The sequence below is a fragment of the Parashewanella curva genome (assembly GCF_003675895.1).
Lineage (GTDB): Bacteria > Pseudomonadota > Gammaproteobacteria > Enterobacterales > Shewanellaceae > Parashewanella > Parashewanella curva.
In genome coordinates this window covers 21126-35128 of sequence record NZ_ML014756.1, presented here as the reverse complement: position 1 = coordinate 35128, position 14003 = coordinate 21126, and the positions used below count along the sequence as shown (strand labels likewise).

The following is a 14003-nucleotide window of genomic DNA, read 5'->3' as shown; positions in this document are numbered from 1 at the left end:
CTTATACTTCTTCGGACTTAAGCGCACGGTAAACCTCAGCACCTGACTCATTAAATTCTTTAGCTTTTTGCTCAAACCCAGCCATTACTTCCTCTTCAATGGCATTAACGTAGTTTTGATGACTTTGTACTTCCACGCCCTGCTCTAGTGATGCCGCATATTCACGAACATCTTGAGTGATCTTCATTGAGCAGAACTTAGGTCCACACATAGAGCAGAAGTGAGCCACTTTTGCGGACTCTTGAGGCAAAGTTTCATCGTGATACGCTTTCGCTGTATCAGGATCTAGACCTAGGTTGATTTGATCTTCCCAACGGAATTCGAAACGAGCTTTAGAAAGTGCATTATCGCGAATTTGAGCGGTTGGGTGACCTTTCGCAATATCAGCAGCATGAGCTGCAATCTTATAGGCAATCATACCCTGCTTAACGTCTTCTTTATTCGGTAAACCTAAATGCTCTTTTGGCGTGACATAGCACAGCATTGCCACACCATACCAACCGATTTGCGCCCCTCCCATTGCGGAAGTAAAGTGATCATATCCTGGCGCAATGTCCGTTACCTGACAACCAAGCGTATAGAAAGGCGCTTCCTCACAATGTGTAAGCTGCTTTTCCATGTTCTCTTTGATCTTGTGCATTGGCACATGACCAGGACCTTCAATAAATACTTGAACGTCGTATTCCCAAGCGATTTTAGTTAATTCCCCCTGAGTTTCTAACTCAGAAAATTGCGCTTCATCGTTGGCATCGGCAATCGAGCCCGGACGCATACCATCACCAATCGAAAGCGATACATCGTATTCTGCACAAATTTCACAGATTTCACGCCAATGAGTGTATAAGAAGCTTTCTTTGTGGTGACTTAAGCACCACTTCGCCATGATAGAACCACCACGAGACACGATACCTGTTACACGTTTGGCCGTCATAGGCACATAACGTAGTAGTACACCAGCATGAATCGTAAAGTAATCTACCCCTTGTTCAGCTTGTTCAATCAAAGTATCACGGAAAACTTCCCAAGTGAGATCTTCAGCCACACCATTTACTTTTTCGAGCGCTTGGTAGATTGGTACTGTACCAACTGGCACTGGGCAGTTACGCACCAGCCACTCACGGGTTTCGTGAATATAACGACCTGTAGACAGATCCATAAGGGTGTCTGCCCCCCATTTCACTGACCAAATCATTTTTTCCACTTCTTCTTCGATTGAAGAAGTCACAGCAGAATTACCGATATTAGAGTTAACTTTCACCAAGAAGTTACGCCCCATGATCATAGGTTCAGCTTCAGGATGATTAATGTTTGATGGAATTACCGCGCGGCCACGTGCGACTTCTGAACGTACAAACTCTGGGGTAATCGGCTCCATGATTGCACCAAAGCTCTCGCCTTTATCACGCTTGCCTAGCTCTGTTTTAGCCAGTTCTGCACGCCCCATATTTTCACGAATAGCGACGTACTCCATTTCTGGAGTGATGATACCTTGGCGAGCATAGTACATCTGAGTAACACGCTTACCTTTTTTAGCACGACGAGGAATAGGTAAATCTTCAAAACGAATATGGTCCAATCCATCATCAGCCAATCGTTGCTGGGTATACTCTGAAGATACTTTTTGTAGTAGTTCTGTATCTTCACGCTCTTCAACCCAGCCTTTTCTAACTTGCTTCAACCCCTTGTGAACATTGATTTCATAGTCAAAATCGGAATATGGGCCTGTACAATCATACACATCGAGAGGTGGATTTGGCTCAGTGATAGGATTTTCTTTAGTACCGCCAAGAATGGTATCGGTTTGATGAATACGGCGCATCCCCACTTGAATATCTGGGCGACTGCCTTCTACATAAATTTTTTCAGAATTGGGAAATTGCTCAGGTCGTAAATTATTAATGTATTGCTCTGCGGATTCACGACGTTCACGACGAGTTTGTGGCTGTTTGTTACTGTTTTCAAAGTGACCTTCTGAATGAAGGCTCTCTTTTCGAATATTGGTGCTCATAAGCAATCTCACAATTATATTATTCTTGAGTTTGCTTGTCTGTTAGCCAGTAAGGTCTGATTTATTGACTGGAAAAAAGATTAAATAATAACGCACACACTGACAATGTGATGTTATTCCTTTAAATCAAATTTTCTTGTTTCCTTCGTAGGTCTTAACCCAATCAGGTTCAACGGATCCCGCTTTCTGTTTCCAATAAGGAAAGTGCGATCTCAGCCATTTGGCACTCCGACAAGTTTTTATCTCAAATTGTTTTTGAGTGAAATTAGTATATTCATAACTTAATCGTATTATCAATGAAAACCATAAAAGTTTTTTCTTCGAACACTTTATGAATTTTCATTCATTTAACTTCTAACTACATCAAACAGCTTATAGAATCCTAGATATTTAATTGAATATTAATCACTTACGGATTGGGTATGGCAACTGCAGCTAACGTTCAAAACCAAACATCGTCAGCAAACTATAACTTCAAGTTAAATGAAAATACTTTCACTTCTAACGTGTTGTCTGCATTTTCATTAATGAGTGAAACTGATACTTGCAATGTTTCATTTACTACAAAGCTTGGGAATGAAGTTGTATTTAGAGTAGTTATTGATAAAAGTGACCCTTTGCACAAACCGTATTTAGCTAAGTTTTTTGTTATATCACCAGAAAATGAAACGCCTTTAGCTTTTAAGCATCCCCCAACTTTCACAGTTGATTCGATAATTACAGATACTAACAGGAGTTGCCGAATATTATATTCTGGTAACTCAGTCACAAAGTATGAGCAAGAAGCACTCTGGTACACACTTAACATCAGTCAAGAAGAAGCTAGAGACATTTCTGCATCATTCCACCAATTATCTACTCAATTAAAAAAAACAATGGATCTTCCAAAGCTATTGACTCAGAAAAAATGGAGAGTCATGGAAGAATACATTATCTCCGGAGTTGACTTAAACTACCCAGTTCAAAATGATAGTGAATTTATGGCGAGCTTAATCAAACACTATCCGAGCACTGCCAGATTGATTGATCTAATGCTTCGAAACGGCTGGAATCCTTTTATTGTTAATAAAAATGGCACATCACTCCTTCATTTAGTCATTGATCGAGAAATTGCTGGTTTACTTTCCACTCTTATGCACACAAATAATCAAGACTCTATTTTTGACGAAGCTAGTGCTAGACAAGCAGCAATCCAAAGTCGTTCAATAGTCGCCCCAAAAGGAACGCCATTAATCATCGCAATAAAAAAAGGGCAAATTAATACCGTTAATGAAATTCTTACTTGTTGTCCTGAAGCATTAGCGGTGTTCAAAAACTGGGACGAGGCAAGCAAGTTATTACCATTTAGCATAATTGATACTAAAAAAAATCAGCTTGCCACACTGGTAATCCCACACTGGAAGCAATTTAAAGATGCAGGAAATGTCCCTGAAAGCATTAGGCTTGGCTCAATACCAAAAGTATTATTCAATAGGAAAGAAAATAAGACACCTGAGAAAAAATCCACAACTAGATCTAATGAACAAAGCGAGAAAATTCGTGTTGTTTTTCAAAATGGCGAGACTCAGAGTTGTACTATCTTTTCAGACGCGGTCTACGCCAACCACAACCGATAATTGCTTGGTAACTCTCCTGTCCAACGCTTAAAAGTACGACGAAAATTACTACTGTCTCGATAATCCAATTGTTTGGCTACGTCGTTCGGTTCATGTTGAGACAAAGCCATTAAGGCATTGATTAACTGAGCCTCGTCATGCAAAGCTTGGTAGCTTGTTTGGCACTCTTTCAACCTTCTTTTCAAAGAAGCAGGACTTAATGCTAATTGCTCAGCCATTTCATCTAAGCTAACTTTATTTTGCTTTAACTGTTTACGTATATAACCCTGAAGACCTTTACGAAATGGCTGCTCTTTTAAAACCTTGTAAACATTATGCTCAATTAACCTTGTAGACGTGTTGTGGCTAATTTGAGAATACACAGGTTGCAGCGCAGCTTTACAAATCGACATTCTGCAAACGGGAGCAGAAAATTCTATATCCTGACCAAAATATTTATGATAGTAAGCGAGCTGCTTAGGTTGTGGGTATGGAAAACTGTATACCGCCTTAAGTTGCTGCTTAGTCATCTGTTTATACATTGACTGAAAGGTTGCAAACAGATTTTCATAAAAAAAATCTTGGTGTTGCTGAGCGCCGACATCAAGGCTAAAAATGACATGCCAATAATCTTGCGTTTCTAATAGATGTATCTGTAGCCAAGGATGAGTTAACCACTTAAATTTATTCCAAAAAGCAAATGCTTGAGAAATATCGCTAGATGAAATAAGTCCAGTTGCAAGCTGTTGTGATTGCTCAGCTAGCCAAAATTGCCCTAGTAAAAACGATAGATCATCGCCTTTCCAAAGTTTCAAGGCATTTTCAATTAACTGGTTTAATTGCTGTGGGGATAACAACTTGTCCATTTGCTTTAAATCAGCAACAAAAATCCCCGTCCCTTTAAAAAGTTTGTCTGCCGAAATCCCTCTTTGTTTAAACAATGCCACCATGCTGGCAACAAGAGATTGACATTTTAAGGACTTATCACGATAAAACGCAGGAACTAGCATTGCAGCTTCCATTTATTTACAGCTGTATTGCTAAATTTGATGGTTTCCATTTTTTGGTTTAAAACACCAATCAATCGGAACAACATTATTTCATCTTCAAAGCATTGGTTATTTGTAACTGACTGTATTTCAGTCGGAAGCATCCAAGAGCTACTGACTTGTATTTTCTGAGCTGTCAATGACTCCGTGATTTCCTGTGCTAATATTGGGACAAAATAATCATCACTCGAATCAATCATTGCGATAAATCTATCCCCTGCATATCGACAAATTAAATCGCAATTTCGAGCTCGATAACTTAACCAATGGCTGACCTCATTAAGAAACTTATCACCATTAGCCATTCCGTGAGTTTGATTAAATTCTGTGAAATTATCTAAATCAAACATTACTAAACCGAACTTTGAACCTTTATCGAGAGAGTGTTTTAAATGGACTTCAAACCCTCGAATGTCATTAAGCTGAGTAAGTGGATCAACTAAATAATGTTGACGAATAAACTGCTCACGATTATGTAACTGTTGATTGATAACCCTTTGCTCTAGACGCCATTGCCATAAGCCATATGTTAGAATAGTTAACCCGAGAGGTGTGGGTAATTTCTCTATGATATTCAGAGCAATGCCTAAATCATTACGGATAAAGATTTCATCTAAAATATCTAAGTAACAACCAAAAGTATAAAAACTAAGACCAACCAATAATAGGCTTGTCACATTTCCTTTGGGTCTAGCACTATAAACGACCAATAACCAACAAAAACTGACCACAAATAATGCACCCTCAGTCACAATATCGAACCAGTCAACTGCAATACTGTCTTTTATTGGTAAAAACTGAAACATAAGCATTAGTGGCAGTAGCAATGATGTGATGCTCATTGCTACCCATAACCAGCTAATTGGGTTTACACCAAATTTCATTATCTTAATCCTTATAGAAGCCTAGGGAGCGCTTGCCATTAGAATGAAGTTAGCTTCGGGATATTAAACATTTATTACTAAAACAATCTCTGGTAATAAAATCCACACAGTCAAATCAGCTCAATCAATTATCATATTTTATTGAAATTATCGCTTGCAGCTTAGGTAGTCCCCTTATCAAAGGGTTTGGAGCAAGTCATTTAAGCTCATCATTAGTTTGAAATGCCTTTAAAAGTGCCATTTAAACAAAGAAGAAATATAACGGTCACAAATTTGAAAACTTCATTTTCTACCTTTTGCCACAACTTGACATGAACTCAAAGGGAAAATGATGAAAAAGCCAACTAAATTATCCATGCTTACGCTGTCATTGATTGCAGCGGGGATGACTAATGTTGCTGTCGCAGCAGGAAAGTTCGAAGGTAATATTCGTGATATTAACAGCCAACAACCTTTGGCAGGCGCTATTGTTTCAATAAAAGAACTAAACCAAACACAAACCGCTGGTCGTGATGGTCGATTTTTCTTCAACGGGCTAAAGGCTGGCACTTATACCGTAACCATTACTTACCTTGGTGCTGCTCCTCAAACCAAAACTATCCAAGTAAAAGACAATCGCACCACTAGCCTAAATATAAAGCTAACCAGTGGTGAAATTGAACGCATCCAAGTTATTGGTCAAAGTGGCTCTTTAAGTAAGTCCTTAAACCGCCAGCGCAGTGCCGATAATTTATTAAGTGTGATCAGCTCTGACGTTTTGGGTAATTTCCCAGATAGTAACGTTAGTGAAGCACTGCAACGTGTTCCGGGAATATCAATTGAACGTGATCAAGGTGAAGGCCGTTTTGTTCGTGTTCGTGGCCTTGCGCCTGATTTCAACTCTGTTTCGATGAATGGTACACGTCTGCCAGCACCCGAAGACGACCGCCGCGCTGTGGCACTTGACGTTATTCCTTCTGACCTAGTTCAATCGGTAGAAGTAAGCAAAACAGTAACACCGGATATGGATGCTGATGCATTAGGTGGTGCTGTTGAAGTAAAAAGTTTATCAGCGTTCGACCGTGACGGTCGTTTCTACAATGTTTCAACAGAAGCCAGCTATAACCAATTGCGAGACAAAGCCAGCCCGAAGATTGCCTTCAGTTTCAGCGATGTGATTAACGACAAGTTTGGTTTCGCAATTGCTGCAAGCTGGTATAAGCGTAAATTTGGTTCAGACAATGTTGAAACTGGTGGTAAGTGGGACTTCCCAGAAGACACAGGCTATGACAATGCTGTTCTTGAAGAAATAGAAGCACGTAGTTATGACATTACTCGTGAACGTTTAGGTATCGGAGCAAACTTCGACTATCGTCCAAATGACAATAATGACCTCTATCTTCGAACCCTTTATAGCCAATTCGATGATGTGGAATCTCGCTATGGTTCTGAAGTCAGCTGGGAAGTGGGTGATGATGAAGAAGGCTTACCACTAGGTCAACGCCATGAAGCTGAAGTAAAACGTTCTTTAAAATCTCGTACTGAAGAGCAAAACATTACTTCTTATGCATTAGGTGGTAAAAGTCGCTTAACTAAATGGACGATTGACTACCAAGTTGCCTATTCTGAAGCTTCTGCAGCAAAACCTCGACATATTGATGGTGCCGATTTTGAGGCAGACATAGACAACATGGGTTACTCTGAAACAAAAATCTCAAGGTTAATCGGTCCTGCTGCATATTACGATACAGGTGAGTACGAGCTGAAAGAGATTGAAGTCGCTGACTCTAAAACCACAGACGAAATGACTTCAGCCAAACTTAACTTTAGTCGCAGCTTTGAACTTGGTTCGAACAGTGGTGGCATTAAGTTTGGTTTTAAAACCAGCAGTCGTGATAAAACCAACCGTGAAGACATTTGGAAATTTGAAGATCTTGATGAAAGCGGAATTAATGAAGATGCACTCAACATGAGCAAATTTGCTGATGAAAGCATTAATTACCGTCTTGGTCAATTTGGACCTAGAATCAACGCAGCTCCAGTTTGGGATTTAGTGAATAAGCTGAATCCAGATGACTTTAAAGACGAAGTAGAATCAGTAATCAACGATTTTGACATCAAAGAAAAAATTAACGCTGGATATCTAATGGGCCACATGGATTTTGACCAACTTCGCTTGTTAGCGGGTGTTCGTTATGAATCTATGGACAGATATTCAACGGGTGTTGAATTTAAAGAAGACGAAACCTACTCTTCCTCTTCATTCAACAAAGATGAAGATCACTGGCTACCTGCTCTTCACGCTAAATATAACATCAACGATAGCACTATTGTTCGAGCAGCATGGACAAATACCATCACGCGCCCTACTTTCGACCAAATCGCCCCTGGGTATTTTGTTGAAGATGACGATGGCGATATTAAAGCTGAATTTGGTAACCCTAACCTAGAATCACTTGAGTCTGTAAACTTTGACCTAAGTATTGAGCATTATTTCGATGGCATTGGCTTACTTTCTGCTGGCTTCTTCTACAAAGACATTGAGAACTTCATTTACCAAACAGATTTAGCTGGTCAAAAAGGTCGTTTTGAAAAGTTCGATGAAGCAGTGACTTTTGCTAATGGAGTTGATGCAGAAATTAAAGGACTAGAACTGGTATACGTTCAAGAATTTAATTTCTTACCTGAACCATTCAGCGACATGATTTTAAACACAAACGTCACATATACAGACTCAGAAGCAACTATTGATTGGTTTGATGACGGTGAGAGAATGGAACGTGTCATTCCTTTGCCAAGCCAGTCAGACTTAACCGCTAATTTCTCTCTGGGTTACGAAAATGCTTATACGAGTGTATGGCTATCCGCCGCCTATAAATCTGAATACCTGCAAGAAGTCTCTGATTTTGAAGATGCACGCTATGACTTATATGAAGACAGCCATTTGCAGTGGGATTTTGTAGCTAAAGCTCATGTTACAGAGCAAGTGACGGTATATTTCAAAGCCATCAATATTACAGATGAACCATTCTATAGCTATACAGGTTCTCGCCGCTTCAATAACCAATATGAAGCCTATGGCAGAACTTTCCAGCTTGGTGTACAAATGGTCAGCTTCTAAGTATTGGCTTTAAGTCGACGCATGGATAGTCACAGCTGTGAATTCGGTTGTGACTAGAACACTTTTAGCTTTTTACTTTAGGTTTAAAATATGAATAACAATAATCATAAGACGATGAAAAACTTTGCTAAATCAAGCCTAGTGGCAACGGTTGTTACAGGTCTTTTGACCTTAACGGCTTGCCAAGGCGAATCAAGCACACAATCTCAAGCTGAGCAATCTGTTGCTGCAATTCCTACTCCAGCTTATTCCGAGCTTCTATCAGTAAAAGGTGGTCAAGCTCAGCCCTTTAACAATGGCTGGTTGGTAAGTAGTGAAAAACAAGGTTTGCTTTGGATGAACGACACTGACTCTGCACAAGCAAAGCTTTGGCTACAAGGTGATTTCACTTTACTTGCGACCGATAAGAACTTAGTCGTTACCTATGACCGCCGAAGCGACAGAGTGCAGCCAATTTTGGTAAAGCAAAATGAGGCCTTTCCTGTTTCTCAGCTTCCTAAGCGAGACTTTGAAATTAATTGGCTTTGTTTACAACCAAGAGCAGCCGATAAGCTGACTTACCTTTGGTTAGGTGGAGAGCACGGTAAAGCTGAGCAATGGTTATTGTCGAATGGCTCTGAACTCAAGCCTAAATTAGTTCGCCAATTATCTGTGCCCGTTGGCTCTTTAGATTGTGCCTATCAAGCTGAAACCGATAGTTTATTTGTTACTGAACAAAATGCCGGAATTTGGCAATACCCAGCACAACCACAAGCAGCAACAGAAACAAAGTTGTTTTTATCAAAGCCAGATAATGACATCACTTCGCTGTTTTCAATAAATGGACAGCTCCTTTATCAAACTGAGAAAGGAGAAATCTATGATGGTAATTCGCCTATTGCTTTAATCAAAGGTGAAGAAGTAGAGCGTTTTTCAGCAAAACAAACACCAGATCAACTAGAGCTTGTTAGCTTTGACGATGAAACCGATAGTTATCGTTTTGCATCAGTTAAATCATCAATTACGGCCGATAAACCGACTGATACCTTGCCTGAAATTCCAGCTTGGGTTGAAAGTGATACGTCTGATCGCAGTGGTGACACCATGGATGATCCAGCTATTTGGGTTCACCCAACTGAACCCGAAAAAAGTTTAGTCCTTGGAGCACAAAAGCGTTGGGGTTTGATGGTATTTGATATGCAAGGCAATGAAGTTCAAAGCATTGCTACTGGTCGTATTAACAATATTGATATTCGCCAGAGTGTTAATATCAATGGAAAAAATCATGATATTGCTGCTGCCAGTTTACGTGATGGTGACAAGCTAGCGGTTTACGATATTGTAGCTGATGGTAAAGTGTCTCAACTTGCAGTGTTAGATACTGAACACTCTGATATATACGGTATGTGCTTGTACTACGACAACAAGGACTTGTATGCCTTTACCAATGAAAAATCAGGTAAAACTATTCAATATAAAATTGAATGGCAAGGCTTGAAACCAAGCATTAATAAAGTACGCACCTTGTCTGTCCCCACTCAAGTTGAAGGTTGTGTTGCTAATGACGCAACGGGTGATTTATACATTGGTGAAGAAGATGTCGGCGTATGGCACTTTAATGCAGGTGCAAACACCAGCAATAAAGGAAAATTAATCCTTAAAGTCGATGGCGATCAGCTTGCAGACGATGTTGAAGGTTTGGCTTTGTACCATGGTAAGGATACAACCTATCTTGTTGTTTCTAGCCAAGGTAATGACTCGTATGTGATTTACGATGCCAAAGCCCCTTACCAATATAAAGGTCGCTTTAGAATTGGTACTAATTTTGGGAAAGGGATTGATGGAAGCTCTGAAACCGACGGGCTTGCCGTAACTTCAAAAGCAGTTGGCACAGGAGCTTGGCAACAAGGAATGATAGCGGTTCAAGATGGACGTAATCGATTGCCTGATGGTAATCAAGTATTTAAATGGGTACCTTGGAGCGAAATTGAAAGATTATTGAAGAAATAACCTCTTAATTTACATACCAAATAACAAGGCATTCCCTATAAAGAATGCTTTGTTTTTACAAGTTTTATTCTTGGGCATCCCTAATCTTAACCACATCTTCTAAAAACTTTCTATATCTTGAACGAGCAGCATTTGATTCTAAACCGCTATATCGCCCTTCCACAATTTCAGTAAAAGTTTTACCCACATAAGGAGAACTTTGTGTGATTGAGTTTTGTGGCAAACCCCAACCAACTACAGCATCAATGTTAAATCCCCGTTCATAGAGTAGCTTCATTATATCAGAGTCAGTATTCATTGCAGCTAGGTGTGCAGCGTTATAACCATCTCTATCCACAAAGGTTTCATCAAAAGTAGTATTATCCATCAAAACTCTGGCAGCCACTGAATGGTTGTGAGCTATGGCGTAGAGCAACAATGGATTACCATCACTTGCAACTACTTTACCCATATCAAGCTCAGTTAATAATGGTATTATGCAACTCTCAGTGTTCCTATAAACCGCAGTCTCCAGCGGAGTTCTGCCCACATTATTTTTTAAGGATGATGACACTCCTGCTTCTAAAAGAAATGTTAAGCATTCAGGTTTTCCTTCGGCAACAGCAAAATGCAGGTAATTATTACCATTGCGATCAAGCGATAGAATATTGCATTGAAAGTGTTTCACCACTTTATGTAACACTTCAGGGTTACCTGAAAGAATCGCTCTTTGTACGAGGATATCTTTGTCCACTGATGTTTCTGCTTTTGCTCCCCTTACAATGAGAGCATCGATCATTTCCATATCTCCTTGTCTGACAGCTATCATAAGTGGAGAAACTTCTTGCTTGTCTACATCATTGATATCAGGTATAGGCTTCTGAACGTTGAACCATAATTGCTTAAGCTCTGCATTTCCATGTAATAAGATCAAATGATGCAAGTTCTGCCCTTTATTATTTACAAGTTTAAGGTCTGATGCTAGGCGAGACATAAGGAATTTAGCTGCACTTATATTGCCATGAAGAACAGCATTCATTAATGGTGTATTGCCATGTTCATCTTGGACGTTTGTATCGATATCTTGGAAATCAGAAAATTTTTCAATTTTTTCAACTTTAGCTGCCACCGCGTGTTGTAGTAGCACCTCTCTTGTATGAACGCTGCACTTGCGCAACATGTTTTCTGGCAGCCACTCAAGTAAATTTTTCCCTTTTAATAAATACGAGCTCTGGTCTAAGCCATCTAGCTCATCAGCTCTATTTATACCTAGCTTAAGTAGGTCATAATGGATAAAAAATGGTGATACGACCTGTAGCTCTTCAATGGAACATTGTTGGACAAAATCTACAAAAATTTCTTTGACTTTAGGAGCTGATAACAGCTCCCTTGCATCTATTTCTTTCGCTATATCTTTTAACTGTTCTATATGCTTTTGAAACTCTGACGGTTGCTCAGATTTCAATACTGCGAGTTCTGTTAAAAAGCTTTTCACATTTGTTTGTGTTTTTAAGTCCTTAAGTTTATCTTGAAATGGAGGTTGGCTTCTTACTACTTTTATATTTTCTGCAGCTTTTCGTCGTTGAGATGCTATTGCTGCATCCATACATTGAGGGATCTTTTTAACACCTTGTCTAACACTTCCTTTGTGTTGCTTTTCTATATCAGTAACGACTTCTTTCCAAAATTGAACATCAAGAAGTGTAACGGGATAATCTTTTTTTGCTAGATCTTGAAAGAAATTAGTCAAATAAGTCCAAGCAGGTGCGCTTAAATTATCTGGTAAATAACCTCTCTCATACAACTCTGTTACTTTGGCTACCGAATTAGCATTTTCTATTTCTTGTTCAACTCTTTTTGCAAAACTCTCAGCTAGGCCTTTAAGTTCTTTCGTTAGTAGCTCATTCTCAAGCTGAGCAAGGTGAGATTGCTTAGTGATTCGCTCTAAAGCAGCTCCTGCTCCTTTTTGTTCAAGACACCAATCTAAAATTTGCTTACGACGATGAGCTACAATTTGGCGAGAAAGACCTGGTTTACATATGATAAGCTCAACAGCCATTGATACTGAACTGATAGACCCCTGCATTTTTTTTGCCGCTTTGGCTGTAAATCGATCGGCAAAACGACTTGAGCTTAATTCCACGGCAACTTGTAAAAAAGGGGCTGTTTGAATTGAATCTTTCCATTGATAAGGCTCAGTAAGCTCAATCTTTTTCTCTTTTACTAAGCTATCTAAAACCATTAACATTGCGTGTTCAAATACTTGTTGATGTGGTTCTCCAACACCAACTTGTAATTGGTTTTCATAAAAGCGCCCCCAGTCACTTAAGTCATTAATGGAAGCTATCATTTGCAAACCTAAAGCAGGCCCAAAATCACAAACATGTGTTTTCAGCTCGTTTAGTTTGAGATCTTTTGCTTTAACTAAATGATAAAGACCATCTTGCGAATTAAGCTTATAAAAATGAACACCATCAGGTGTATTTATATCGCCTCGTGCATCACTTCCAAACTTATCTCCGTTTGCAGCTGTCACGACGGCTTTGTTATGGGTATATAAATGCCTAACTGAACTTAGAGGGAGCGCTTGCCTTACTTTATCCTTAATCTGACTAATTCTTTTTGGAACAGAGCGTGTGTGAGAAGAGCCTCTACGATCGCTAACACCATATTCGAACATAAGTTGCTTTATAGCTTCGTTTTTGTCCGAACACGATAGCCTAACTCTAGAGCTCTTAGCTGCACTATCTAATCCATCAACTGCCGCTCTGATTAGTTTTTCTGTAATTTCTCTTCGTGCCTGCTTAGGTTGAAGTTCGATTTCTCCCTTGATGATTCCAACAGGTAAACTAAGAAGCAAAGTATCTGGTAGATAGTTGGACGCCCCTGCTTTTGCTGCAGCATAAGCTTCAAACATTTCCTTAATGGCATGAGCTTTCACAGCCTCTGAATAATCTTTAGAATTTAATAACTCAGAAAGTGCTTGAACTTGAGCCATCAGTTCTGCATTCCCCTTAATAGGATCATCCGCAGATTCGATTTGCTTTAAATCCCTTTCAAGCTGTCTTAACTGTTCAGCCATATTTGACTCAGATGTAAGATATGGTGTAAAAAGTTTTACAAAGTCTTTAGAGAATGGACGTGCCTCTAGATCTTCCATTTCTGTACCAAACTTTGTATTAACACTAGTACTACCAACCCTTATTTCTGCCATGATCCACTCTATATAGAAATTAAGCCAATGAATTAATTAATAATAGTTATGATTTAACCAGTATGCCGTTAAACTTTATTAACTTAATACTGCTCGCTACCTATGCAGACTGAGACAAGATCTGAATTGTTTGGTATTATGTTGGGTCATGGTAGTTTTTGTCCCTTTAAAACTATTCTGCCAAA

Annotated in this window: 7 protein-coding genes and 1 riboswitch; of the genes, 3 read left to right on the top strand and 4 right to left on the bottom strand. The window is 39.3% G+C overall.

Annotated features, from left to right (window positions below):
* Position 1: 1 nt before the first annotated feature.
* Entirely contained in the window at positions 2 to 2008 is a 2007-nt protein-coding gene (gene thiC, locus D5018_RS02715; protein WP_121837449.1) for a phosphomethylpyrimidine synthase ThiC, read from the bottom strand.
* A 123-nt stretch (positions 2009 to 2131) separates the two neighbouring features.
* Positions 2132 to 2249, bottom strand: a riboswitch (TPP riboswitch).
* Between the two features lie 181 nt (positions 2250 to 2430).
* On the opposite strand from thiC, the gene D5018_RS02710 reads away from it, so the two are divergent.
* Complete coding sequence (locus tag D5018_RS02710) at positions 2431 to 3624, top strand: ankyrin repeat domain-containing protein (protein WP_121837448.1); 1194 nt, start codon at positions 2431 to 2433, stop codon at positions 3622 to 3624.
* Here the strand turns inward: D5018_RS02710 and D5018_RS02705 are convergent.
* Positions 3603 to 4613, bottom strand: a complete 1011-nt coding sequence (locus tag D5018_RS02705; RefSeq protein ID WP_165904984.1) for an AraC family transcriptional regulator — start codon at positions 4611 to 4613, stop codon at positions 3603 to 3605. The genes D5018_RS02710 and D5018_RS02705 overlap by 22 nt on opposite strands.
* A complete protein-coding gene (locus tag D5018_RS02700; RefSeq protein ID WP_121837446.1) occupies positions 4607 to 5536 on the bottom strand; it encodes a GGDEF domain-containing protein in 930 nt (309 codons plus the stop codon). The genes D5018_RS02705 and D5018_RS02700 overlap by 7 nt, the downstream gene beginning before the upstream one ends.
* 328 nt (positions 5537 to 5864) lie before the next feature.
* On the opposite strand from D5018_RS02700, the gene D5018_RS02695 reads away from it, so the two are divergent.
* Positions 5865 to 8636 carry a TonB-dependent receptor gene (locus tag D5018_RS02695; RefSeq protein ID WP_341538258.1) on the top strand — a complete coding sequence of 924 codons (2772 nt, stop codon included), beginning with the start codon at positions 5865 to 5867 and terminating at the stop codon, positions 8634 to 8636.
* Positions 8637 to 8726: 90 nt separating this feature from the next.
* Positions 8727 to 10625 carry a phytase gene (locus D5018_RS02690; protein ID WP_243637367.1) on the top strand — a complete coding sequence of 633 codons (1899 nt, stop codon included), beginning with the start codon at positions 8727 to 8729 and terminating at the stop codon, positions 10623 to 10625.
* Positions 10626 to 10689: 64 nt separating this feature from the next.
* Here D5018_RS02690 and D5018_RS02685 read toward each other — a convergent pair whose 3' ends face one another.
* On the bottom strand, positions 10690 to 13818 hold the full coding sequence (locus D5018_RS02685; protein WP_121837444.1) for an ankyrin repeat domain-containing protein: 3129 nt from the start codon (positions 13816 to 13818) through the stop codon (positions 10690 to 10692).
* Positions 13819 to 14003 lie beyond the last annotated feature (185 nt).

What these genes read in the sequence shown, in the direction of transcription:
- D5018_RS02685 (WP_121837444.1), bottom strand. Translation starts at nt 13,818, where the DNA reads ATGGCAGAAATAAGGGTTGGTAGTACTAGTGTTAATACAAAGTTTGGT.
- D5018_RS02690 (WP_243637367.1), top strand. Translation starts at nt 8,727, where the DNA reads ATGAATAACAATAATCATAAGACGATGAAAAACTTTGCTAAATCAAGC.
- D5018_RS02705 (WP_165904984.1), bottom strand. Translation starts at nt 4,613, where the DNA reads ATGCTAGTTCCTGCGTTTTATCGTGATAAGTCCTTAAAATGTCAATCT.
- thiC (WP_121837449.1), bottom strand. Translation starts at nt 2,008, where the DNA reads ATGAGCACCAATATTCGAAAAGAGAGCCTTCATTCAGAAGGTCACTTT.
- D5018_RS02700 (WP_121837446.1), bottom strand. Translation starts at nt 5,536, where the DNA reads ATGAAATTTGGTGTAAACCCAATTAGCTGGTTATGGGTAGCAATGAGC.
- D5018_RS02710 (WP_121837448.1), top strand. Translation starts at nt 2,431, where the DNA reads ATGGCAACTGCAGCTAACGTTCAAAACCAAACATCGTCAGCAAACTAT.
- D5018_RS02695 (WP_341538258.1), top strand. Translation starts at nt 5,865, where the DNA reads ATGATGAAAAAGCCAACTAAATTATCCATGCTTACGCTGTCATTGATT.